The organism is Flavobacterium endophyticum (assembly GCF_003634455.1).
GTDB classification, from domain to species: Bacteria; Bacteroidota; Bacteroidia; order Flavobacteriales; family Flavobacteriaceae; genus Flavobacterium; species Flavobacterium endophyticum.
Window position 1 is genome coordinate 23,177 of record NZ_RBLC01000006.1, and the last position, 21,610, is coordinate 44,786.

A 21,610-nucleotide genomic window follows, 5' to 3' on the forward strand; every position below is an offset into this window, starting at 1 on the left:
GGCTGTCAATTACAGCCTTTGATCCATCTGCTTCACCATCATTTCTTTCCAAACTCGGAAATCTCCTGCTAAGATATGCTTTCTTGCTTCACGAACCAACCACATGTAAAAACCTAGGTTATGGATAGTCGCAATCTGCTTTCCAAGATATTCGTTTGCGGCAAAAAGGTGGCGCAGATAAGCTTTTGTATATTCAGTATCGACAAAAGTATGTCCCATTTCATCAAGCGGAGAGAAATCGTCTTCCCACTTTTTGTTTTTTATATTGATCGTGCCATGTGCTGTAAACAACATTCCATTTCTAGCATTTCTGGTCGGCATCACGCAATCGAACATATCGATCCCGAGCGCAATATTTTCTAGGATATTAATAGGAGTACCCACTCCCATCAAATATCTCGGTTTGTCTTTTGGCAAAATTTCTGTAACGACTTCGGTCATCGCATACATTTCTTCGGCTGGCTCTCCTACCGAAAGCCCTCCTATTGCATTTCCTTGCGCTCCGGCATTTGCGATATATTCTGCCGACTGCTGACGTAAATCCTTATAGGTACTTCCTTGTACGATTGGAAAAAATGTCTGCTCATACCCATACTTATAAGGAAGCTTGTCTAGATGATTGATGCATCTGTCAAGCCATCTGTGGGTCATGTGCATAGAGCGCTGAGCGTAACGATAGTCGCATGGATATGGTGTACATTCGTCAAAAGCCATGATAATGTCTGCTCCGATTGTCCTTTGGATTTCCATGACATTCTCTGGCGTAAAAACATGATACGAACCGTCGATATGAGATTTGAACTTTACGCCTTCTTCTTTTATTTTTCTGTTAGAAGAAAGCGAATACACTTGATAGCCTCCTGAATCGGTCAATATATTACGGTCCCAGTTCATGAATTTATGGAGTCCTCCCGCTTTTTCAAGAATCTGCGTTTGAGGCCTCAAATAGAGGTGATAGGTATTTCCTAAAATAATATCAGGATTGATATCGTTTTTCAGTTCTCTCTGGTGTACGCCTTTCACGGAAGCAACCGTACCGACTGGCATAAAAATAGGCGTTTCGATAACACCGTGGTCCGTAGTTATTTTTCCGGCTCTTGCCTTTGAATTCGGATCATTTTGTAATAGTTCAAATTTCATTCTTTTCTCTTTATCCCAAACTTTCGGGAGGCAAAGATAATTTATTTACAATTTATCATTTTAGATTTATGATTTAATTTAACATCATATCCTAGAGCCATTCTGTTTTCACAAAAAAATGTTTACTTTCAGTTTTTTAAGTTCCAAAAGAGCATTTGTCTTGAGAAAAAATTTATTGCTATTTTTAGACCCGAATGTGATACCCCCAAAAGCATTTCCCCTGCCAAATCCTGATAGACAATGAAAACACAATTGATGGCTGAATTGCTTGCTATACTTCTAATAACAAGGCCTTTGCTCACGGTCTTTCATGAGCTAGGCCACGCAATTCCCGCCATTTTGATGACGCGCGAACGTGCTACGATATTCCTCGGTTCGTATGGCGATACTGAACAGAGTTTTAGATTCGCTGTCGGCAAGCTGGAAATCTGGATCAAATACAATCTTTTTAAATGGAAAGGCGGCCTTTGTGTTCCGCATGCCAGCAACATCTCCATCAACAAAAAAATCATCTATACTTTAACAGGCCCGCTTGCTTCTCTTTCTATTGGCATAGTTTCCTGTTATATGGCTTTTGCCCTCAAGCTTACCGATTTCATGTCTTTTCTTTTCTTGGTCTTCTTGCTGCTTTCAATTTTTGATTTTTTAAAAAATATTATTCCCAGCAGTCGCTCCATAGTTCTCCATGACGGAAGAATCGGTCACAACGACGGCACTTCGCTCGTGCGCCTTTTTCGCCACAAAAGATTTCCTAAACAATATTTTGAGGCTATAGCTTTATACAACCAAAAACAATACAAAGAAGCAGCTTTTCTTTTTGATTCGCTTCTTTCCACTGGGCTACAAGACCAGGACACCTATCGTTGGGCTATTTATTGTCATCTCCTGTTAAAAGACTATTTTAAAGCAAAAGTTTATTTTTCGGAATTCAAGAAGCGCTTTACGATGAACTCCGAAGACTATTCCAATCTTGGCCTTATTTATTCGCACTATGAAAATCATGAAAAGGCAATGAAATTCTATGCCAAATCATTAAAGCTGAATCCTATGAACAGCTATTCGTTAAACAATAAAGGCTATACTTTAAATATTTTAGAAAAATACGAAGAAGCGATTGCTTTCTTTGATAAGGCGCTTGAAATCGACAAATCGTTTGCCTATTCCTATAACAATAGGGGACTTTCTAAAATCAAATTGGGGCGTATCGAAGAAGGGCTTCACGACCTCAATCTCTCTTTTGAGCTTGACCCTTACAATTCTTATTATTTTCGGAATCTTGGCATCTACCATCAGGACAAAGGCGAATACGGAAAGGCTTTGAAATTATTCCTAAAAAGCAGGTCGCTTGACCGCTATACACATAATATAGACCTGTTGATTGCCGAGGCCAAAGATTACCTGAGCCGAAAAATTTAGAAAATAATATTTCTGTACTTTTCGCTCCCATAAACTCTTGACAACTTTCTGAAAATCTGAAAATTCAAACCTTAAAAAATCCAAATATCTGATTATCTTTGCGCCAGTTTAAATTTATCACATAAGAATGAAACCTAACACACAACAATTAAACAACTTAACTATTCAAGTGCGAAGAGATATTCTTCGAATGGTTCATGCTGTAAACTCTGGACATCCGGGCGGTTCGCTAGGATGTACTGAATTTCTCGTAGCACTTTATCAAAATTTAATGGAGCGCAAGCCAGGTTTCGACATGGACGGGAAAGGCGAAGACATTTTCTTTTTGTCAAATGGCCACATTTCACCCGTTTTCTACAGCGTTTTAGCTAGAAGCGGTTATTTTCCTGTAGCTGAATTGGCTACTTTCCGCCAGATTAACTCTCGCCTTCAAGGCCACCCTACTACGCATGAAGGGCTGCCAGGAATCCGCATGGCTTCTGGGTCTTTAGGACAAGGAATGTCTGTTGCGATTGGAGCGGCGTTGACGAAAAAACTAAATAAAGATTCACATTTGGTTTACAGTCTTCATGGTGATGGCGAATTGCAAGAAGGTCAAAACTGGGAAGCTATGATGTATGCTTCTGCTTATAAAGTTGACAACTACATTGCTACAATTGACTTAAACGGAAAACAAATTGACGGACCAACCGACGAGGTCTTGAACATGGGAAGCATCAGAGCGAAATTTGAAGCTTTTGGATGGGATGTTCTAGAAATCGAAAAAGGAAATGATATCGAGGCAATAATTGCCGGAATGACAGATGCAAAATCAAGAACAGGAAAAGGAAAACCAGTTTGCGTATTGCTTCACACCGAAATGGGTAATGGTGTAGATTATATGATGTACAGCCACGCTTGGCACGGAAAAGCTCCAAATGACGAACAGCTGGCAACTGCCTTGGCTCAAAATTATTGTGAAGGCGAAAGCGACTATTAAAAAGCAGTAAGCTTAAGCGACGAGCATTATGCTTATTGCCACAGCTATTGCGTATATCAAAAAGACAAAAATGAAAAAATATACAAATACAGGAAATAAAGATACTCGTTCTGGTTTTGGAGCGGGATTGACCGAATTGGGTCAAAAAAACGAAAATGTTGTGGCGCTTTGTGCCGACTTGATCGGTTCTTTGAAAATGGACGATTTCAAAAAGAATCATCCAGAGCGTTTCTTTCAAGTAGGTATTGCTGAAGCGAACATGATTGGAATCGCGGCAGGAATGACAATTGGCGGGAAAATTCCTTTTACCGGAACATTCGCTAACTTTTCTACAGGAAGAGTTTATGACCAAATCCGTCAATCTGTTGCTTATTCAGATAAAAATGTAAAAATCTGTGCTTCACACGCAGGCTTGACTTTAGGGGAAGACGGTGCAACACACCAAATCCTTGAAGATATCGGACTGATGAAAATGCTGCCCGGCATGACTGTAATCAATACTTGTGATTTCAACCAGACTAAAGCCGCTACTATTGCAATTGCAGAACACCACGGACCAGTCTACCTACGTTTCGGCCGTCCATCTGTTCCAAATTTCACTCCTGAAAATGGAACTTTCGAAATCGGAAAGGCAGTATTGCTTAACGAAGGAACTGATGTAACAATTGTGGCTACCGGACACCTCGTCTGGGAGGCATTGGTTGCTGCTGAAGCATTAGAAGCGAAAGGAATTTCGGCAGAAGTAATCAACATCCACACGATCAAACCTCTTGATGAAGAAGCTATCTTAAAATCAATCGCTAAGACAAAATGTATCGTGACTGCTGAAGAGCATAACATGCTTGGCGGATTAGGCGAAAGCGTAGCGAGAGTTTTGTCGTTAAACAATCCAGCACCACAAGAATTTGTCGCAGTGAATGACAGCTTTGGCGAATCGGGAACACCGGACCAACTGATGCAGAAATACAAGCTTAACAATCAAGCGATTGTTGAAGCAGCTGAAAGAGTAATTAAAAGAAAATAATTGCTTCACGATAATAAAAAAAATCCCTCTCAATGAGCGGGATTTTTTTTATTTAACTTTTATCTTATTCGCAGCTAGGATCTAAATATCTTTTTAAACCTCCTGTCGTTCCCGCACAATTTGGTATCAGATCAAACGGATACAAATTACCAAAACTATCTTTTATTTCTGTCCTTGTCCTTGTACCGTCGCCATCATCATCAACATCTAAAAAGTCAGGTATACCATCACCATCTGTATCATCATCGTAATAATTACCATTGCCGTTCAAATCTTCTAGATAAGACAAAATTCCGTCGCCATCAGCATCCGTATATTTTACAGAATGCAGATTTAAATTAAATACTAGAGGGGAATATGCCTGAACAGAAGAACCCGATGGGGGGCTGTTATAATAACCTAGCCCAGAAGGAATAAATAGAAGCCCTACTCCATAATCTGTCAACAAAGTACCTCCAGGATTTGAAGGATCATCGATTGCATTTCCTGTCTTAAATTCTGTCATCAAGTTTCTCCATCCAGAAACCACTCGTTCTTGAGAAAGCCAAATCGGATTCGGTCTGTAATCAAACTGAGTACCATCTAAAAGATGTCCTTTATAAGTAACCAATGTAGAATCCAGCAATCGTGCAGGCTGGCCAACACCTTCTCTTATTTTTATATAATACAATTTATATTCAACCGGATCTTCAATAAGCTTTCCTACTATAGGATCGGCAGTGCTGTAAGTTCTTAAATCGTTTTTCACCATTTTAAATTGCAACGGATACTCCGTCTGATTCCAAATAGAAACCTGTGATCCTCCTTCTGGAATTGCGGTAATGGCTGGAATTGGATTGTTATTAGCATCTGTAGTAACTGTCAGATAATGCGTTTTCAGGTAACTCTCTATATCCGCAATGTCTGATGCATATTGTGTAGCTCTGTCTCTAGGCGGGACAACGCTTGCGGAATCATCATCCTTTTTACAAGAGAAAAGTACAGTACTTGAAACTATAGCTATAAAAAAAAGCTTAATTCTGGTCATTATTATTGAATTTAGAGGCGCAAGATACAATTTTGATTTATTTTTGTAAATAAATTAACTTAGATTTTAAGTTTTAGTATGAGAGTAGATAAATACTTATGGTGCATTCGATATTACAAGACGCGCAATATGGTAACTGAGGCTTGCAAAAAGAACCACATTACAGTAAACGGACAGGTCGCCAAACCTTCCAAAGAAGTATTTCCGACAGACAAGATTACCTTCAGGAAAGACCAGATCACACACACGATAACCGTGCTCGATATTCCCCAAAACCGCGTTGGCGCCAAGCTGGTTGATATGTATAGAAAAGATGAAACCCCAATCGAATCATTCCAGCATCTAGAGCTTTTAAAGCTATCTAAAGAACATTATAGAAAACATGGCGAAGGAAGGCCTACTAAAAAAGACCGCAGGGATCTGGAAGACTTTAGCTTGGATTTCGAAGAAGACGAAACAGAATAGCATTTAACCTTTAGATGATATATAAATCTACCTTCAATCGCCTAAAGAAACAAACCGTTTTTTATCTTTGGAAAAAATAAATCAAAATGAGCAAAAATATAATTCTTAACAATCAAGAAATAGAACACAAAATCCTAAGAATCGCTTATCAGATATACGAAACTTTTGTGGATGAAGAAGAAATTGTTATTGCCGGAATTGCTAAAAACGGCTACATTTTTGCCGAAAAGATTGCTCAGAAAGTCAACCAAATAGCCGATCTAAAAGTATCGCTATGCGAAGTCTATATCGACAAACAAAATCCTCATAACGAAATCACCACTTCTCTAGAAAAAAAGCAGTACGAAAACAAAGGGCTTGTTCTTGTTGACGATGTGCTTAACTCTGGAACTACATTGGCCTATGGCGTAAAGCATTTTTTGGACGTTCCTTTGAAAAAATTCAAAACCGCCGTACTTGTAGACCGAAACCATAAAAAATATCCCGTGAAAGCCGATTTCAAGGGAATTTCGTTATCTACTTCCTTACAAGAGCACGTTCAAGTTGTTTTTGAAGATACAGAAGATTATGCTTACTTAAGCTAAAATCTTAGAAATAGCTGAAACAACTTCTTCAGGAGATTTATTATCGACAACCACGACATGCGTCGCTTGATTGTAGTAATAGCTGCGGTCAAAAAGATGCTTAGCAATATACTCTTTCATTTCTTCTTTTTGCTGCTCTGCTATAAGCGGACGATTATCTTTAATGGAAAGCAACCTGCTAAAAAGCGTCTCAATCGAAGCTTTTAGGTAAAAAGAAATTATATTGCTTCCATTAAGCATTTCGTGGTTATTGGCATAACAGGGAGTTCCGCCGCCTAAGCTCAATATCATCTGTTCATCAGAAGAGATTAATTCTTTAAATATTTGGTGCTCCAGCTTCCGAAAATAGATTTCTCCTTTCTGGTCGAATATATTTTTTACAGACATTCCAACCCTTTCTTCGATGATTTTGTCTAAATCGTAAACACTGATTTGAGTTTTTTCAGACAGCAAATTGGCAATTGTTGACTTTCCAGAACCCATATAACCCAATAAAATAATTTTCGTCATCGAAATAAATCCTTATAAATTAAGGCATTATGAAAGATTATTAAAAAAAGACAAATTTAAAACAAATTTGCTTTGAAAAATAAATAATAAGGCCTTATATTTGCACCCGCATTCAAGAAATTAAATGACTCGATAGCTCAGTCGGTAGAGCACATCACTTTTAATGATGGGGTCCTGGGTTCGAGCCCCAGTCGGGTCACAAAATGACTTTAGATTTCTTGAATGTAATGACTCGATAGCTCAGTCGGTAGAGCACATCACTTTTAATGATGGGGTCCTGGGTTCGAGCCCCAGTCGGGTCACAAAAAGTCGAACAGCAGTGTTTGGCTTTTTTTGTTTTAGGCCACGTGGAGAAACGGTAGACTTGCCATCTTGAGGGGGTGGTGCTCGTAAGGGCGTGTGGGTTCAAATCCCACCGTGGTCACATCTAGGACAAATCAGAATTCTTCTGGTTTGTCCTTTTTTTATGTTGCTAATTGGATGGCTCCTACTTTTCATTTAAGACTAAAATAGTACGCTACATTCTACTCCAACAAAGTAGCATTTCTTACATTTATGAAGATTTTTTCTCACAATAAATAATCAAGACAACAAATCTCCGTTTACTACTACATGAAGCTGCATTTTCTTCTTTTCTTGGTTTTTATGATGCCTTGCTCATGTAGCGGACAGCGCGACAGTACTTATATCAAGCCTTACGAGCATAAATTTTCGGTAAGGACTTATCTCGCAAAGAATTTCCTTTCTATGGAACAGCAGACGGGTACCGAAGAATCTAAAAGATTCATGCCGAATAATCCGCCCAATATCGGATTAGGGTTTTCCTTGAACAACACCATTGTCAATGTAAGCTACGGCCAAGGTTTCAATTTTATGAGAGAGAAAGATAAAGGAAAAACCAAGGCATTTGATCTTCAAATTCATAACTACGGAAAAAAGTTTATCATTGATGTCTTTATTCAAAAATACCGAGGATTTTATACTGCAGATGATGATGGCAACAACATCGAGCTCTACCCTGACCTGAAAATCCAGCAATATGGTGCGTATGGACAATATGTTTTCAATAACAAAAAATTCTCTTATAAAGCCGCTTTTAACCAAAGTGAAAAACAATTGAAATCGGCTGGAAGCTTTCTGATTGGCGGCGGCGTTTATTTTACAAAAATTGAGTCGGACAGTTCCTTCGTCCACAAAGAAAAAAATTCATTACGGAATTTCCAGTTTGGTGTAAGCGGCGGCTACGCCTATTTATGGGCAATCAACAATAAATGGTTTGCCAGTGCTTCTACTACCGTTGGAATCAATGTAGGATCCGAAAGACTAAATACTTTCGGCAAGCGGAAAATAGAAGCCTATCCAACGCTATTTCCGCGTATAGCTGTAGGATATAATAAAGAAGACTGGTCTATCGGATTATCCTACGTCAGTAATGCCATATTTTCTGCTTTCTCAGATAACAAAAATTCGAATGTAGGCTTATACTCGGGGAATTTTAAGTTATCGTATATCTTGAGGCTGGATTCGTTTGATTTCTTCGGCAAGAAAAAGCCTGAAAAGATTTCCGATCAACAGTAATCTAACTCCCCATTCTCTGTGTAAAAGCTGACACTATTTTACTTAATTTGGTGGATTGCTAACATTTATAAAAATTCTATGAAAAACATTTTTAGATTAACTTTAAGCATGATGGTACTTTTTACGATCATAAGCTGCGAAAAAAAAGCAACAGCACCTGAATTAGACGGAACATGGGAACTCAGGCATGTAGCAGGAATACAAGTTCCAGGATTAGATCCTAATTTTAAGCCCGGCAATGGGAACTCTTTCAAGTTTGACGGACAGAATTTCGAAAAATACAGCGATGGCAAAAAAGTACTCAGTGGCAGTTTTACCGTTACGCCTGAAAAGGATGTACCTTTAAATAACCGCAAGGCCAACTACAGCATTAAATTCAATAACGAAGAAAAGCTATATATGCTTTTATCTGGGAATAAATTCATTTTATTCGACGGAGTCATAGCCGCCGATGGTACCGAATCTACTTTTGAAAAGCAATAGTGCAATAACAAAAAAGGCCTCGTTTGAGGCCTTTTTTATATCTAGTTTAGAACATTATTCACAAGAAACTGCTTGAACAGTCTCTGGTTTTAGTTCTTCTGTTTCTTCTGCTTCAATTGTTTTTTGTTTCTTATCTAGCGTTATAAAAGTAAATCCGAATGCCAATAAAAGCAACGGCACGCTTAGCCAGATCACTTCATGGATGCCATATCGTGCAATAATAAAACCACCTAGTAAAGTTCCTAATGTAATACCCGCATTAAAGAAAGAAGGCATCAAACTGTTTACGCTTTCGAGTGCTTGTTGAGGAACGCCGTCTATAATATGGATATTAGCCGACAAAAAGCCGCCAGTGTGTATAAAACCCCACACAGAAATAATAATAACCATTGGAACAAAAGCGCCGCCAAACTGGTAGGCTAGTAAATGGATAGCTATCAAAGAAAGTAAAAACAATCGGTTTGTCAGCGCTACATTTTTGCTAAGCGCGATTCCCATAAGCCAATTCCCTACTATACCTGTAACTCCAAAAACCAAGAGCATGATGCTGATTTCAGTACCGTTCATATGCGAAATCTTGTTCATGTATTCTGCCAAGTAACCATACGTTGCAAACATTCCTGCTACTATAATCAGCGACGTGAAAAGCTTGAACCAAACTTGTGGCTTGTCTAATACTTTTACTTGGTTTTCTGCAGATGGCTTCTCTTCTGCTGGCATGGATGGCACAAAAAGCGCCAAGGCAGCAAAAGCAACGAGATTAATGATTCCAGCTAAAATAAAGGAAGCTCTCCAATCAAACAAATCAGCCATATAAGTCGTTATCGGCACACCTAACACAGTCGCTACACTAAGACCCGCCATAACTACCGAAATTGCTTTTGGTGCATCTTTAGGTCCTGCTTGTTTTGCAGCGGCAGACATGGATACTGCCCAAAAAACCGGGTGTAAGAAAGCAGGCACGATGCGGGCAATCATCAGCATCGTAAAATTAGGAGAAATGGCTGAGAGCAAGTTAGAAATTACGAATATCGCCAAAACAGCACACATAATTGTTTTGCGGTTTATCTTCGCTGTTAGCATTGTCGTAAAAGGACCTGCTACCGCTACTGTCAATGCAAAAGCACTCAAAAGCCAGCCGGCAGTATCAATAGAAACTTGAAATTCTTTCGCCAGCGTAGGCAAGATTCCAATCACGCCAAATTCAGTAGTAATTATCCCGAAGGCTCCCAGAGCCATTATATAAATCGATTTATTCATTAATTCAAATATTTAAATGTTTCTATTAATATAAAGTAAAAAAATCATTAATTTTAGGATAATCCTACCCTTTAAGACTACTAAGACATGCGATATAATCGTCAAGTACTTTTTGGTTCAGCGAATATTTGAGGTTTCGTCCTTCTTTTTCAGGGATAAGAAGGTCCGCTTCGACCAATTGTTTTAGGTGATGGGAAACAGAAGGCTGCGTAAGATCCAACAAATCGTTAACCTCAGCGCAATAAAGGCCTTCATGCTTTTTCTTTACTTGCTGTAAAATAGCAATTCGGCTTGTATCGCTCAAGGCTTTTGATATCTTCTCTATTTTTTTGTTGTCCATCATATACTAATTTATGCAATCACAAGTATAAGTCTTGTGATAAAAAGAACAGGACAAAAGTACATAAACATATAGAAACATATAAATATTTATATGGATAAATCTGATTTCAATATCAGCAATTTCTATATTGAAGCTCTTTCTCTTTATTTACAAGCAGCTGATTACCGAACTTTCCTTTATGCTCCTAATCACAAAAGCACTCTTTATATTTGAAATAATTTCAAGCTTGGAGATTTTATGAACAGCGAAGTTTTAATAATCTTACATATCTCCATATCATCCAATAAAAGTTTTAATAAGAAATCATAAGAATGGCTGTGGGGTCGCATGTGACTGCCGACGCAAGAGATTCGAGCTTAAGATTCCGCAAGAAGAAATTGACGCGAATCCAAACATTACGAATGCTGTTAACAGCAACAGATAAACTACTTTGCCGAAGATTATAAAAACGCAATCTACTCTGTAGGTTGTGTTTTTTTATTATTTTTGTTTAACAAACCATCAAAAACAATGAACAGCATTAAAAGTGTTTTCAGCATCAAGGACTTGGAGAATTTATCGGGCATCAAAGCCCACACCATAAGGATTTGGGAGAAAAGATATAACATTCTAGAACCTATGAGGACTACCACAAACATTCGTTTGTATGATGTTGAAAACCTTCAGAAGCTGCTCAATATTACGTTATTGCATAGCCACGGGTATAAGATTTCTAAAATATCTAAATTCCCGCCTGAAAAAATTCCACAGCTGGTACAAGAAATTGTTTCCGACAAAAGCGCAAAAAACCATGCGATCAATGCCTTCAAAATGGCAATGATGAATTTTGACCAGACTTTATTTTTTACGACGTATAACGAGCTTCTTTCCGAAAAATCATTCCGCGAAGTCTTCACCGAAATCTTCATTCCGTTGATGAATGAGATTGGAATTCTTTGGCAAACCGGAACGATTACGCCTTCACATGAGCATTTTATATCCTACCTTATTCGGCAGAAACTGTTGAGCAGTATCGAGCAGCTTCAGATTTTAGAACCCGCCAAAAAAGACAAGGTCTTTATACTGTATCTTCCACAAAACGAAATCCATGAGCTTGGACTGATCTATCTCAATTATGAAATCCTTTTCCATGGATACAAGACCATTTACCTCGGACAGTCAATTCCAATCGAAAATTTAAAAGACCTGACCAATCTTTTTGACACTACCGTTTTTGTTAGCTATTGGACGGTCTTTCCCGAAGTTGAAGAAACGGCCAGCTATATAAAAACAATACAGGAAGAAATTTTAACCGATAAAAAATCCGAACTATGGATTTTAGGAAAACTGGCCAAGCATATTCCTGCGCAAAACCTCACTTCCCAAATATCCGTATATTTTAGCATGCAGGAAGTCTTAAACAAACTATAATTATTTCTTAAAGCCACAATTTTGTTTATCAATTTTATATATTTGTTAAACAATATGCATAAAGATATCAAAATTATCGGTTCTGGTTTTTCTGCCTTAGCAGCTTCTTGCTATTTGGCAAAACAAGGCCATACGGTTACCATTTATGAAAAGAATGCGACTATCGGCGGGCGAGCAAGGCAATTAAAAAGAGAAGGCTTCACATTTGATATAGGCCCTACGTGGTATTGGATGCCTGATGTTTTTGAGCGGTTCTTTGCTGATTTCGGTAAAAAACCATCCGATTATTATGAGCTTACAAAGCTGTCACCGGCGTATCGCGTTTATTTCGGAATCAAGGATTTTGTGACCATAGCAGACAATCTCGACGAAATAGCTTCCACGTTTGAAACGATTGAAAAAGGAAGCGCAAAACAATTGAGAAGCTTTATGGCAGAAGCCAAAAGCAATTATGATATTGCCATAAAAGATCTCGTGTATCGCCCAGGAGTTTCGCCTTTAGAATTGATTACGCCCGAAACGGCAAAAAAAATAGGACAGTTCTTTGGAAACATCTCGAAAGATATTCGGAAGCGGTTCAAAAACAAAAAGCTGATCCAGATACTGGAATTTCCGGTATTGTTTTTAGGAGCCAAGCCGTCGGATACGCCTTCTTTCTACAGCTTTATGAATTTTGCTGATTTCGGCTTGGGGACTTGGCATCCGAAAAACGGAATGTATTCGGTGATCTTGGCCATGAAAAAGTTGGCTGAAGAACTCGATGTCGAAATAAATACGAGCTGTACGATTGAAAAGATTATTGTTGAAAAAGGAAAAGCCCAAGGACTGATCATCAATGGAGAGAAAATAGCAGCAGATATCATCTTAAGCGGCGCTGATTACCATCATACTGAAACGTTGCTAGATGAAAAAGACCGAGCCTATACAGAAGACTATTGGGCCAAAAAGACTTTTGCTCCTTCTTCGCTCCTGTTTTATGTAGGTTTTGATAAGAAAATAGAAAATGTTGAACACCATACGCTGTTTTTCGATGTAGATTTTGACAGGCATGCCGAGGCAATATATGATAATCCGAAATGGCCTGACGAGCCGTTGTTTTACGCCAGCTTTCCGTCAAAAACCGATGCGGAAGCAGCGCCTGTAGGAAAAGAAGCAGGAATATTTTTGATTCCGTTAGCCCCAGGAATTGAAGATACCGAAGAATTGAGAGCAACTTATTTCGAGAAAATCATGAGCCGTTTTGAAAAATTGACGGAGCAAAATGTTAGAAATAGTGTTATATTTAAGGAATCCTTTTGTGTCAATGATTTTATAAAGGAATATAATTCGTATAAAGGAAATGCTTACGGATTGGCGAATACGCTTTTTCAGACCGCATTTTTACGCCCAAAACTAAAAAGCCGAAAAGTAAAGAACCTATATTTTACCGGACAGCTTACCGTTCCAGGCCCAGGAGTTCCTCCTGCATTGATTTCGGGGAAATTAGTTTCTGAATTGATTGATAAGAATACAGTATAAAATTGCAAACCACTACCACTCATGAAAGCTATTTTTGACATCATTTCTTTTGAATGCAGCAGGAACGTAACCAAGTCCTACAGTACTTCTTTTGCTACGGCCGTAAAGATGCTTTCGCCTACAATCCGTCAGGACATCTACAATATTTATGGTTTCGTGCGTTTTGCCGATGAAATCGTAGACAGCTTCCATGAGTACGACAAGAATACGCTGTTTGATTTATTCGAAAAAGATCTTTTTCGAGCCTTAGCAGACGGTATCAGCCTGAATCCGGTGCTGAATTCCTTTCAGCATACCGTAAAAAAATACGATATCCCCCTAGACTTAATTAAAGCTTTTTTGGAAAGCATGAAATTGGATCTGGTAAAGACAGAATACAAAACCGTTCAAGAATACGAGGAATACATTTACGGTTCTGCTGATGTCGTGGGATTGATGTGCCTGAAGGTTTTTGTAAAAGGTGACACGGCCAAATACGAAGAACTAAAACAGAGCGCTATGAAATTAGGTTCTGCATTTCAAAAAGTTAATTTCCTGAGAGATCTGAAAGCTGATTTTGAGAATCTGAGCCGTACCTATTTCCCGAATACAAACCTCAACAGGCTTGACGAAGCTTCAAAAAACCAAATTATCGCTGATATCGAAAATGATTTCAAATCCGGCTATGAAGGAATCACAAAATTGCCTTTAGAAGCAAAACTCGGAGTATATACAGCCTACGTCTATTACAAAAAGCTATTGCAGAAGCTAAAGAAAACACCGTCGGCTGAGATAAAAAATGCGCGGATTCGTGTTCCAGATTATGAAAAAATTGGCCTTTTCGCCAAATGCTATTTCAGTTATAAGTTGAATATCATATAAAAGATTTAGTTATGTGGATTCATGTATTCGTTTTCATCCTTACTTTCTGCTTCATGGAATTCATGGCATGGTTCAGCCATAAATACATTATGCACGGCTTTCTTTGGAATCTCCATGCCGACCATCACAAAAAAGATCATGATTCTTGGTTTGAACGGAATGATGCTTTTTTTATCATCTATGCGGTAATCAGCATCATCTTTTTTCTGCTTTGGCAAAATAACATCCTAGAAATCGGATTGGCTATCGGATTGGGCATTTTTGCGTATGGGTGTGCTTATTTCTTGGTACATGATATTTTTATCCACCAAAGGTTCAAGCTGTTCAGGAATGCCAACAACAGCTATGCAAGAGCCGTGAGAAGGGCGCACAAAATGCACCACAAACATATCGGCAAAGAAGAAGGAGAATGTTTTGGCATGCTCATAGTTCCCTTTAAATATTTCAAGCAAGAGTTTCGTAAAAATAAAAAAGCGACCAGATTTTGATCGCTTTTTTCATTAACTAACTACTAACCTAATTTAATTGGGTACCATCTTTTGTAATGGCTTTAGCTGCTCGATATCCAGATCCGCTTTCTTTAATACGGAAAGCATTGTCATGATAGACGTCGGTGTCATGTTATCTCCAAGAACCCTCACTACCGCAAAGCCGGCGTCATTTTTATTTGCAAAAAGCACAAACTCGTCAATCGCATCGTCTTTGCCGACAAAATAAACAGCACCGCCTTCTTTCCCAGAATTGACTTTAATCAGTTCCTGATACTTTTCGTTTTTCAAGATGCCTTTGATTTTGGTACGTTCAGTCTCAAATTTAGCCGGATTCTTTTCATCCGCCTTGAAAGCCAAAATGTTCATCTTTTTCAAAGTCTCAAGCGCCGCATTTTCTTCAGAAGTTACTTTTGCTTTATTCAACTTTAGTATATCTGTTGTAAGATCAAGAGCAATAAAGTCTTTCGATTCGGTATTCTCTACAAAATATTGTTGCAATGTCGGCTCTGAATTGCAGCTTGCCAACATTAGGCACAAAACTGCAAGTAGTGAAAATCTTTTCATAGTCTGATTATTTTGGACCTTTCGATCCTTTTGGTCCTTTAGAACCTTTTAATCCTTTTTTTAGGGCATCTCCGCCAGGAAGATTGTCTGTCAATGCCGAAACATCATTAAGGTCGAAATCTCCTTTTAAAGACATCAAGACAGTTTCATCTTTGCCTCCGCCTTCTATAAACATCAGCAGTTCCTTAACTTTGGTCGCGCTTCCGCCTGATTTGACATAAATCCTGATGTTTTTGCCACCGTCGTTTACTCTCATGAGCTCTTCCAGCGCAGCAGATTTAAGATACTTGCTTGAAGTCAGTTTCATATCAGAAGTTATTTTCGGGCTCGATGTCACGAAGACCCTCAAATTATCAAGCTTTTTGACAAGGCTCATGTATTGCTGCGCCTCTTTGTCGTTGGACTTGACACTTCCCATCATTTCAAACATTTTTTTGTTTACGATAACTGCTGTCACTTCATCGAGCCCATCATACTTATCGAAAGCTGACTGCGCAAAAAACACGGACGGCATTAATGCTAGGACTACTGTTATTAAAAACTTCTTCATTTTAGTTGTATTTACTTATTTTGTATGCACTTTTTATTTAGACAGAGCGTCTAAGTTGCTCAAGTCGATATCTCCAGTCAGCGAAATTAAGACAGTTTCATCACCTTTCCTATCGCCGCCTTCTATAAACATAAGCAATTCTTTTACTTTAGAGGATGAATTGCCTGATTTCATATAAATCTGCACATTCTTTCCTTTGTCATTCACTCGTACTAATTCTTCCAGAGATTCTTTTTTTCTGTAGGCATCAAAAGCTGTTTTCATTTCTGCCGCTTTTTTGATGCTTGAAGTCGAGAACATTTTGAAATTATCAATCTTGTCAGCCATCTTCATGTATTTTGCCACTTCTTTTTCTTTCACATCGGTCTTGATTTCTCCAAGCATCTCGAATGCTTTTTTATTCACGACTACAGATGTAATGTCATCTTGACCGTCGAATTTATCAAATGCTGATTGTCCAAAAAATAAGGCTGGAACTAAGGCTAAAGCTAGGGTAACTATAAATTTTGTCATTTTTTCTAATTTTTAAATATTAAATCTTTTGAATCTTGGTACTCTTTAACGTATTGCATGCTTTCAACGCCTACATTCACGTTCTTTGACAACAGGTTCAGTGCTTTTTGGGTTTCCTCAAATGCCTTTTCAGGATCATTATAGGTACCTAAATCTTCACTTTGATTGATGCTTCGATTGTAGAATGTAAACATTCCCAGCAAAATCACAACAGATGCTGCAATAGAAAGCCACGCCACTTTTTGTGTCTTAGATTTTAGTGGAATCTTTTGCTCAAACTTTTGCTCTTTCGCTGAAGAGAAATAGCCAAACATTGCCTTATACTGTTCTAGATGCTGCGCAACATCTGCAGACGAAAAATAAAGTTTTAATTCATTTTCCTCGGCAATAGAGGTTTCTCCCTCAAAGTATTTTTCTAATAATAATTCTATTCTGTTTTCTTTTCTATCCAATTCCATAACTGTGTGTTTTTGTCATAAATTCTCTAATCGTCTTCCTTGCTCTTGAAAGCGCAACTCGCACTGCGGTTTCATTCATATCCATCATTTTGGCAATTTCTTCAAATTCATATTGTTCAATATCCCGAAACTGAACGATCATCCTTTGCTGTTCGGGCAACTCGTTGATAATCTTTTCGACCCAGGTTAAGCTGTCTGAATCTTCAAGCTGTTGCTGCATCAAGGGCTGCCGGTCTGTAAAATTATTATGCACGATCTGCAGGTTTCCGGCTCTTTTTGATTTCAATTGGTCTAAGCAATAATTTTTTGTAATTGTCATGGCAAAGGCTTCAACGCTGTTGTATTTGTCCAATCCCTGTTTCTTATCCCAAAGCTTGACCAAAACTTCTTGTGTCGCATCTTCAGCTTCTTCTGTGCTAACGAGCAATCGCTTTGCCAGCCTAAAGACTTTATCCTTAAAAGGAGCTATAAGATTTACAAACTCAACTTGGTTCATTGTGACGTTTTAATTGGTCGGTTATATAATCAAGACGAAGCACTTTATTTTTTGTTACAATAAAAATTGAAAATAAGACTAAAACCTCTAAATTTACGTTAATAAAAATTACGACCTCTATAAGATACCGTATTTATGAAAAAGAAATTCAGCCTTGCAATCCTTTTATTCATTGGGATTTCTACCTTTTTTGCCTGTCAAGATGACCTTGACGACATCGAAGTTCCAACCGAATTAAAAATTAACGATTTTATCTGGAAAGGATTAAATTTATATTATTACTGGCAAGCGGATGTACCTGATTTGTCGGATAGCCGATTTGCCAATCAAGGCGAATTGAATGCTTTTCTTTATAATCACGAATCGCCAGAAGATTTGTTCTACGGCTTGTTGAATAATTATCCAACTACAGACCGATTCAGCGTCATTTTTAGCGATTATACCGTTTTAGAAGGCGTCTTGACCGGAAATACATCCAACGACGGAGTCGATTACCAATTATTAAGAAAATCGGAAGGCTCTAACGAAGTCTTCGGCTGGGTACGTTATATCATTCCCAACTCGGATGCGGCTTCTAAAGACATTCGCCGTGGTGATATCTTCTACGCTGTGAACGGAACTCCGCTGACCGTTTCTAATTATAGAGATTTGCTTGCCGATCAGACCTACACTTTAAATCTGGCGGATTATGACGGCGGAAACATCACGCCAAATTCGCGTTCGGTAGCCTTGACGAAGACTACTATTGCAGAAAATCCGATCTTGATCAATAAAGTTCTTACCTATGACACGCATAAAATAGGCTACCTATTATATAATGGTTTTTATGGGGAATACGACACGAACCTGAATGCTGCATTCGGGCAGTTCAGGACGGAAGGCGTAACCGATTTGGTTTTAGACCTACGTTATAATTCTGGAGGCGCTGTCAAATCTGCGGCCTATCTTGCCAGCATGATTACGGGACAATTTAACGGACAGGTTTTTGCAAAACAGCAATGGAATGCCAAGATCGAAGATTACTTTGCCGATAACGACCCAGAACAGCTGATCAACCGATTCTCAAACAGTATCGGAAATAGCCCGATCAACAGCTTGAATCTTACTAAAGTATATGTGCTGACTTCTAAAAGCACGGCTTCGGCGAGCGAATTGGTTATCAACGGACTGAAACCGCACATTGAGGTTGTGCAAATCGGAGATGTAACGACTGGAAAAAATGTCGGTTCGGTTACCTTATATGATTCGCCATCCTTTGGAAAACAAGGACGTACTAATCGCCATAAATATGCCATGCAGCCGATCTGCTTTAAGATTGTAAATTCGACAGGATTCGGCGATTACCAAAACGGACTGACTCCAACAACTCCATTCGTTGAAAATCTTGGAAACTTAGGAGTGCTTGGCGATGCAACAGAACCTCTTTTGAGCACAGCTATTGCTCAAATTACAGGCGTTGGCAGAAGAACCATGCAGCATCCGGATAAAATCTACGAACACTTTAAAGACAGGAAGTCGATGCAGCGCTTCGGTACTGAAATGTATATCGACAAAGTTCCAGATGGAATCACAGACTTCTTTAAATTCTAAATTCATCATTTATAACAAATAAAAAAGGCTTCCGTTTGGAAGCCTTTTTAGTATGCAATTATAATCGATTAGTGAACAACCAATCGTTCGTTACTTTTTTTGGTTCCATACATTATTTCAACAACGTAAACGCCTTTGTTCAATTCCGAAACAGGTATGCCTTCCTGAGTTTGTATGTTTTTTTGAAACACCATCCTTCCTGAAATATCATAGATCGTTATCAAAACTGCTTCTTGCAGATTGCCAATATAGAATTTTTCAGAAGCCGGATTCGGATACAAGCGAAGTTCTTTCCATGAAGGATTTTCTATTCCCAAAGTCGCTTGGTTGATAACGCCTACCCCATCGAGATCAAATCCTCCCGAATTAAAAGGCGTCGGAAAAGAATCGTTCACGGCATTACCAAAGCTATCGTAGGTCGCATACAAAGGATCGATAGACCCTACGACATCAATAATCTTTACGTGGGTAATAGTGTTCTTGTCCAACAACGGGCTGTTCGGAATATCGCTCAAATCAAAAGGCACGCCTTTGCTTCCGTATTTCCCAGCAAGGTTGTTGAGATAAGGTGCCGAAGGGGTTCCAAAGCTGCCGATCTGCGTGGTTGTCTGCGTTTCGCTATGGGCTGGAAACCTGAAAAAATGAATCCCGTCGGAACTTACTTCTACAAAACCGAGTTCCAAGAATGCGGGGCCGCTGTTTTCAAAAACAGCAAAGTCAAATCCTGGTCCGTTAATGATCGGCAGTTCAAATGTCAAGATGGCACTGCCTTCGTCTCCCAAGCTTACGATGCTTCCCGTTGCAGGCCCTATCGCATTTTCTGGAACGCCTACAGAAGCTCTGTTGCTTCCAGCTACAACAAGACTCGGGTTTGCCTTATTCACATAGCCTCTTTCTACCGTAGCGCCTGTTGCCCAGGCCACAAAAAGCGGACTGCTCGGCTCCATGGCGGTTGATCCGGCGATGCCTGCCGCAGGAGCATACGATTGGCCATTGGCTGCCAGCGATATCAGGAAAGCGAAAGACAGGAATCGTTTCATCTATCTTTTTATTATTTTTTGGACGCTTCTTACGTTATCGATCGTAATTTCTACGACATACATTCCTGGATTTAATTCTGAAATAGCAACTCCAGAAACGGCATACGCTTGATTTTTAACCAATCTTCCAGACATGTCATGCATTTTTATCGTAGCAGGCTGGTCGGTGTTGATGTAAAATTGATCTGTAGCTGGATTCGGATAAAGCGCAATATCGAATTTGGTGCGCTCTCCAGTTCCCAAATTGCTATCCACAGCTTTAAGGAAAGCGTTCGGTAATTTGCCGACCGTATAGGTGTTTAGCAAGGCGCCATCTGTTGTAGAATGTACATATACTTTACCGTCTGCCACATAATTGACTGCATCGCCTACATAGATCTTGTTGTTGATGATTTCCATGCCGTAGATGCCGTATAGGTTCTGTGGAGGCAGTGTAAAGAAAGGCGTTGTAGGCACTATGTTTGACGTTGTCGTTGCCTTAAAAACATCGGCATCGATGCCATAATACATATCAGTACCGTCTATTTTCAAGTTTGAAGGATGTTCTTGCGGAAAATCCATCTGCCCTATCACCGTATTTGTTGTCGTATTGATCTTGACTAAAGCACCGTAAGTTTCAGTTCCGGCCCAGCTAGGCTTTCCGCCGCAAAGAACATATAAGATGCCGTCTTTTTCTACCATCGAATTAGGCACGTCTCCGACTTGGATCGTTTGCTCTAATGTATTGGTAGTCGGATTGATTACAGAAACGGTATTGCCATAACCGTAACCTCCCTGGTGCGCCACATACAGCTTTCCGTTGATTTCTAAGATTCTCTCCACGCCTTCAGGCAAAGCAATATTGGCTTCAATCGTATTGTTAGAAAGGTTGATTACGGCCACATAATCATCGGTCGCGCTTCCTCCGCTTCCCCAATTGGTCACGTATCCTTTTCCGTTGCTAAAAGCAATATATCTAGGATTGTTAAGTCCTGTGCTGATAGTGGCCACATATTGGAACGTTTCTTTATTGACGATTTTGATGGTGTTGGAAATATTTACCACGATATAAGCGTAGTCGCCATTAACGTTGATGCTTTGCGCAGTATCGCCCAGAGCTCCAGAAGTAGGATTTACGGTTGCATAAATATTGTTCTGCAGGTTTCCTGTATTTGAAAGAAAAGAAACCGAAGCGTTATTAGAGCCTGCGCCTCCTTCATTAAGAATAAATACGCCGTCATTAAAGGTTTGGCCTACAACAGGCAGGCTGGAAAGAGATAATAAGCTTACTACAAGAAAGCCGTAAAGTTGTTTCATGAGATTGGATTAAA

Annotated in this window: 24 protein-coding genes, 3 tRNA genes and 1 pseudogene; 15 read left to right on the top strand and 13 right to left on the bottom strand. The window is 39.1% G+C overall.

Annotated features, from left to right (window positions below; genetic code table 11):
• Nucleotides 1-9: 9 nt before the first annotated feature.
• The gene (gene tgt / locus CLV94_RS15910) at nucleotides 10-1,140 is read right to left on the bottom strand and encodes a tRNA guanosine(34) transglycosylase Tgt (RefSeq protein ID WP_121377509.1); all 1,131 of its coding nucleotides are present in this window, start codon (nucleotides 1,138-1,140) and stop codon (nucleotides 10-12) included.
• Between the two features lie 240 nt (nucleotides 1,141-1,380).
• Between tgt and CLV94_RS15915 the strand changes: the two genes are divergently transcribed.
• The 3 genes from CLV94_RS15915 (at nucleotide 1,381) to CLV94_RS15925 (ending at nucleotide 4,559) form a co-directional block, all read left to right on the top strand.
• Nucleotides 1,381-2,556: a tetratricopeptide repeat protein gene (locus CLV94_RS15915; RefSeq protein ID WP_121377510.1), complete on the top strand. Its 1,176-nt coding sequence runs from the start codon at nucleotides 1,381-1,383 to the stop codon at nucleotides 2,554-2,556.
• A 127-nt stretch (nucleotides 2,557-2,683) separates the two neighbouring features.
• A complete protein-coding gene (locus tag CLV94_RS15920; RefSeq protein WP_121377511.1) occupies nucleotides 2,684-3,535 on the top strand; it encodes a transketolase in 852 nt (283 codons plus the stop codon).
• 70 nt (nucleotides 3,536-3,605) lie between these two features.
• Nucleotides 3,606-4,559 (top strand): transketolase family protein, encoded by a 954-nt coding sequence (locus CLV94_RS15925; protein WP_121377568.1) that lies wholly within the window; start codon nucleotides 3,606-3,608, stop codon nucleotides 4,557-4,559.
• A 64-nt stretch (nucleotides 4,560-4,623) separates the two neighbouring features.
• Here CLV94_RS15925 and CLV94_RS15930 read toward each other — a convergent pair whose 3' ends face one another.
• A complete protein-coding gene (locus tag CLV94_RS15930) occupies nucleotides 4,624-5,586 on the bottom strand; it encodes an FKBP-type peptidyl-prolyl cis-trans isomerase (protein ID WP_121377512.1) in 963 nt (320 codons plus the stop codon).
• A gap of 78 nt (nucleotides 5,587-5,664) precedes the next feature.
• Here CLV94_RS15930 and CLV94_RS15935 point away from each other — a divergent pair, with 78 nt between their 5' ends.
• Nucleotides 5,665-6,051 (top strand): RNA-binding S4 domain-containing protein, encoded by a 387-nt coding sequence (locus CLV94_RS15935; protein ID WP_121377513.1) that lies wholly within the window; start codon nucleotides 5,665-5,667, stop codon nucleotides 6,049-6,051.
• Nucleotides 6,052-6,137: 86 nt separating this feature from the next.
• A complete protein-coding gene (locus tag CLV94_RS15940) occupies nucleotides 6,138-6,635 on the top strand; it encodes a phosphoribosyltransferase family protein (RefSeq protein WP_121377514.1) in 498 nt (165 codons plus the stop codon).
• On the opposite strand, the gene CLV94_RS15945 is transcribed toward CLV94_RS15940, so the two are convergent.
• Nucleotides 6,627-7,145, bottom strand: a complete 519-nt coding sequence (locus CLV94_RS15945) for a shikimate kinase (RefSeq protein WP_121377515.1) — start codon at nucleotides 7,143-7,145, stop codon at nucleotides 6,627-6,629. The genes CLV94_RS15940 and CLV94_RS15945 overlap by 9 nt on opposite strands.
• Before the next feature lie 126 nt (nucleotides 7,146-7,271).
• Between CLV94_RS15945 and CLV94_RS15950 the strand changes: the two genes are divergently transcribed.
• The 5 genes from CLV94_RS15950 (at nucleotide 7,272) to CLV94_RS15970 (ending at nucleotide 9,206) form a co-directional block, all read left to right on the top strand.
• A tRNA-Lys gene (locus CLV94_RS15950) sits at nucleotides 7,272-7,344 on the top strand.
• 30 nt (nucleotides 7,345-7,374) lie between these two features.
• Nucleotides 7,375-7,447 (top strand) — tRNA-Lys (locus tag CLV94_RS15955).
• A gap of 39 nt (nucleotides 7,448-7,486) precedes the next feature.
• Nucleotides 7,487-7,569: transfer RNA gene (locus tag CLV94_RS15960), tRNA-Leu, on the top strand.
• A 188-nt stretch (nucleotides 7,570-7,757) separates the two neighbouring features.
• Nucleotides 7,758-8,723, top strand: a complete 966-nt coding sequence (locus tag CLV94_RS15965) for a DUF4421 family protein (protein WP_121377516.1) — start codon at nucleotides 7,758-7,760, stop codon at nucleotides 8,721-8,723.
• 78 nt (nucleotides 8,724-8,801) lie between these two features.
• On the top strand, nucleotides 8,802-9,206 hold the full coding sequence (locus tag CLV94_RS15970) for a hypothetical protein (protein WP_121377517.1): 405 nt from the start codon (nucleotides 8,802-8,804) through the stop codon (nucleotides 9,204-9,206).
• A 54-nt stretch (nucleotides 9,207-9,260) separates the two neighbouring features.
• Here the strand turns inward: CLV94_RS15970 and CLV94_RS15975 are convergent, their stop codons facing one another.
• The 3 genes and pseudogenes from CLV94_RS15975 to CLV94_RS17210 form a co-directional block, all read right to left on the bottom strand.
• The gene (locus CLV94_RS15975) at nucleotides 9,261-10,466 is read right to left on the bottom strand and encodes an MFS transporter (protein WP_121377518.1); all 1,206 of its coding nucleotides are present in this window, start codon (nucleotides 10,464-10,466) and stop codon (nucleotides 9,261-9,263) included.
• Between the two features lie 64 nt (nucleotides 10,467-10,530).
• On the bottom strand, nucleotides 10,531-10,809 hold the full coding sequence (locus CLV94_RS15980) for an ArsR/SmtB family transcription factor (RefSeq protein WP_245982631.1): 279 nt from the start codon (nucleotides 10,807-10,809) through the stop codon (nucleotides 10,531-10,533).
• 147 nt (nucleotides 10,810-10,956) lie between these two features.
• A pseudogene (locus tag CLV94_RS17210) lies at nucleotides 10,957-11,117 on the bottom strand (AsnC family transcriptional regulator); the annotation flags it as partial.
• Between the two features lie 202 nt (nucleotides 11,118-11,319).
• Here CLV94_RS17210 and CLV94_RS15990 point away from each other — a divergent pair.
• From CLV94_RS15990 to CLV94_RS16005, 4 genes are read left to right on the top strand one after another with little or no spacing between them, the layout of a single operon-like run.
• Nucleotides 11,320-12,219, top strand: coding sequence for a MerR family transcriptional regulator (locus CLV94_RS15990; protein ID WP_121377520.1), 900 nt, complete (start codon nucleotides 11,320-11,322; stop codon nucleotides 12,217-12,219).
• Between the two features lie 54 nt (nucleotides 12,220-12,273).
• Nucleotides 12,274-13,737, top strand: a complete 1,464-nt coding sequence (locus CLV94_RS15995) for a phytoene desaturase family protein (protein WP_121377521.1) — start codon at nucleotides 12,274-12,276, stop codon at nucleotides 13,735-13,737.
• Between the two features lie 21 nt (nucleotides 13,738-13,758).
• Complete coding sequence (locus CLV94_RS16000; protein WP_121377522.1) at nucleotides 13,759-14,598, top strand: phytoene/squalene synthase family protein; 840 nt, start codon at nucleotides 13,759-13,761, stop codon at nucleotides 14,596-14,598.
• A gap of 11 nt (nucleotides 14,599-14,609) precedes the next feature.
• Complete coding sequence (locus CLV94_RS16005) at nucleotides 14,610-15,086, top strand: sterol desaturase family protein (protein WP_121377523.1); 477 nt, start codon at nucleotides 14,610-14,612, stop codon at nucleotides 15,084-15,086.
• Between the two features lie 33 nt (nucleotides 15,087-15,119).
• On the opposite strand, the gene CLV94_RS16010 is transcribed toward CLV94_RS16005, so the two are convergent.
• The 5 genes from CLV94_RS16010 to CLV94_RS16030 are packed head-to-tail and all read right to left on the bottom strand — an operon-like array spanning nucleotide 15,120 to nucleotide 17,670.
• On the bottom strand, nucleotides 15,120-15,653 hold the full coding sequence (locus CLV94_RS16010) for a DUF4252 domain-containing protein (protein ID WP_121377524.1): 534 nt from the start codon (nucleotides 15,651-15,653) through the stop codon (nucleotides 15,120-15,122).
• A 7-nt stretch (nucleotides 15,654-15,660) separates the two neighbouring features.
• Nucleotides 15,661-16,203 carry a DUF4252 domain-containing protein gene (locus tag CLV94_RS16015; protein ID WP_121377525.1) on the bottom strand — a complete coding sequence of 181 codons (543 nt, stop codon included), beginning with the start codon at nucleotides 16,201-16,203 and terminating at the stop codon, nucleotides 15,661-15,663.
• Nucleotides 16,204-16,236: 33 nt separating this feature from the next.
• Nucleotides 16,237-16,716, bottom strand: a complete 480-nt coding sequence (locus CLV94_RS16020; protein ID WP_121377526.1) for a DUF4252 domain-containing protein — start codon at nucleotides 16,714-16,716, stop codon at nucleotides 16,237-16,239.
• A 5-nt stretch (nucleotides 16,717-16,721) separates the two neighbouring features.
• Nucleotides 16,722-17,174, bottom strand: coding sequence for a hypothetical protein (locus CLV94_RS16025; protein ID WP_121377527.1), 453 nt, complete (start codon nucleotides 17,172-17,174; stop codon nucleotides 16,722-16,724).
• The gene (locus CLV94_RS16030) at nucleotides 17,161-17,670 is read right to left on the bottom strand and encodes an RNA polymerase sigma factor (RefSeq protein ID WP_121377528.1); all 510 of its coding nucleotides are present in this window, start codon (nucleotides 17,668-17,670) and stop codon (nucleotides 17,161-17,163) included. Before CLV94_RS16030 ends, CLV94_RS16025 begins: the two co-directional genes overlap by 14 nt.
• Nucleotides 17,671-17,805: 135 nt before the next feature.
• On the opposite strand from CLV94_RS16030, the gene CLV94_RS16035 reads away from it, so the two are divergent.
• The gene (locus CLV94_RS16035; RefSeq protein WP_121377529.1) at nucleotides 17,806-19,260 is read left to right on the top strand and encodes a S41 family peptidase; all 1,455 of its coding nucleotides are present in this window, start codon (nucleotides 17,806-17,808) and stop codon (nucleotides 19,258-19,260) included.
• 68 nt (nucleotides 19,261-19,328) lie between these two features.
• On the opposite strand, the gene CLV94_RS16040 is transcribed toward CLV94_RS16035, so the two are convergent.
• Nucleotides 19,329-20,300: a T9SS type A sorting domain-containing protein gene (locus tag CLV94_RS16040; RefSeq protein WP_121377530.1), complete on the bottom strand. Its 972-nt coding sequence runs from the start codon at nucleotides 20,298-20,300 to the stop codon at nucleotides 19,329-19,331.
• Entirely contained in the window at nucleotides 20,301-21,596 is a 1,296-nt protein-coding gene (locus CLV94_RS16045) for a T9SS type A sorting domain-containing protein (RefSeq protein WP_121377531.1), read from the bottom strand. It abuts the gene before it with no gap.
• Nucleotides 21,597-21,610: the final 14 nt, after the last annotated feature.

Excerpts from the sequence above, each read along its gene's own strand:
- tgt (WP_121377509.1), bottom strand. The coding sequence starts at position 1,140 with ATGAAATTTGAACTATTACAAAATGATCCGAATTCAAAGGCAAGAGCC.
- CLV94_RS15915 (WP_121377510.1), top strand. The coding sequence starts at position 1,381 with ATGAAAACACAATTGATGGCTGAATTGCTTGCTATACTTCTAATAACA.
- CLV94_RS15920 (WP_121377511.1), top strand. The coding sequence starts at position 2,684 with ATGAAACCTAACACACAACAATTAAACAACTTAACTATTCAAGTGCGA.
- CLV94_RS15925 (WP_121377568.1), top strand. The coding sequence starts at position 3,606 with ATGAAAAAATATACAAATACAGGAAATAAAGATACTCGTTCTGGTTTT.
- CLV94_RS15930 (WP_121377512.1), bottom strand. The coding sequence starts at position 5,586 with ATGACCAGAATTAAGCTTTTTTTTATAGCTATAGTTTCAAGTACTGTA.
- CLV94_RS15935 (WP_121377513.1), top strand. The coding sequence starts at position 5,665 with ATGAGAGTAGATAAATACTTATGGTGCATTCGATATTACAAGACGCGC.
- CLV94_RS15940 (WP_121377514.1), top strand. The coding sequence starts at position 6,138 with ATGAGCAAAAATATAATTCTTAACAATCAAGAAATAGAACACAAAATC.
- CLV94_RS15945 (WP_121377515.1), bottom strand. The coding sequence starts at position 7,145 with ATGACGAAAATTATTTTATTGGGTTATATGGGTTCTGGAAAGTCAACA.
- CLV94_RS15965 (WP_121377516.1), top strand. The coding sequence starts at position 7,758 with ATGAAGCTGCATTTTCTTCTTTTCTTGGTTTTTATGATGCCTTGCTCA.
- CLV94_RS15970 (WP_121377517.1), top strand. The coding sequence starts at position 8,802 with ATGAAAAACATTTTTAGATTAACTTTAAGCATGATGGTACTTTTTACG.
- CLV94_RS15975 (WP_121377518.1), bottom strand. The coding sequence starts at position 10,466 with ATGAATAAATCGATTTATATAATGGCTCTGGGAGCCTTCGGGATAATT.
- CLV94_RS15980 (WP_245982631.1), bottom strand. The coding sequence starts at position 10,809 with ATGATGGACAACAAAAAAATAGAGAAGATATCAAAAGCCTTGAGCGAT.
- CLV94_RS15990 (WP_121377520.1), top strand. The coding sequence starts at position 11,320 with ATGAACAGCATTAAAAGTGTTTTCAGCATCAAGGACTTGGAGAATTTA.
- CLV94_RS15995 (WP_121377521.1), top strand. The coding sequence starts at position 12,274 with ATGCATAAAGATATCAAAATTATCGGTTCTGGTTTTTCTGCCTTAGCA.
- CLV94_RS16000 (WP_121377522.1), top strand. The coding sequence starts at position 13,759 with ATGAAAGCTATTTTTGACATCATTTCTTTTGAATGCAGCAGGAACGTA.
- CLV94_RS16005 (WP_121377523.1), top strand. The coding sequence starts at position 14,610 with ATGTGGATTCATGTATTCGTTTTCATCCTTACTTTCTGCTTCATGGAA.
- CLV94_RS16010 (WP_121377524.1), bottom strand. The coding sequence starts at position 15,653 with ATGAAAAGATTTTCACTACTTGCAGTTTTGTGCCTAATGTTGGCAAGC.
- CLV94_RS16015 (WP_121377525.1), bottom strand. The coding sequence starts at position 16,203 with ATGAAGAAGTTTTTAATAACAGTAGTCCTAGCATTAATGCCGTCCGTG.
- CLV94_RS16020 (WP_121377526.1), bottom strand. The coding sequence starts at position 16,716 with ATGACAAAATTTATAGTTACCCTAGCTTTAGCCTTAGTTCCAGCCTTA.
- CLV94_RS16025 (WP_121377527.1), bottom strand. The coding sequence starts at position 17,174 with ATGGAATTGGATAGAAAAGAAAACAGAATAGAATTATTATTAGAAAAA.
- CLV94_RS16030 (WP_121377528.1), bottom strand. The coding sequence starts at position 17,670 with ATGAACCAAGTTGAGTTTGTAAATCTTATAGCTCCTTTTAAGGATAAA.
- CLV94_RS16035 (WP_121377529.1), top strand. The coding sequence starts at position 17,806 with ATGAAAAAGAAATTCAGCCTTGCAATCCTTTTATTCATTGGGATTTCT.
- CLV94_RS16040 (WP_121377530.1), bottom strand. The coding sequence starts at position 20,300 with ATGAAACGATTCCTGTCTTTCGCTTTCCTGATATCGCTGGCAGCCAAT.
- CLV94_RS16045 (WP_121377531.1), bottom strand. The coding sequence starts at position 21,596 with ATGAAACAACTTTACGGCTTTCTTGTAGTAAGCTTATTATCTCTTTCC.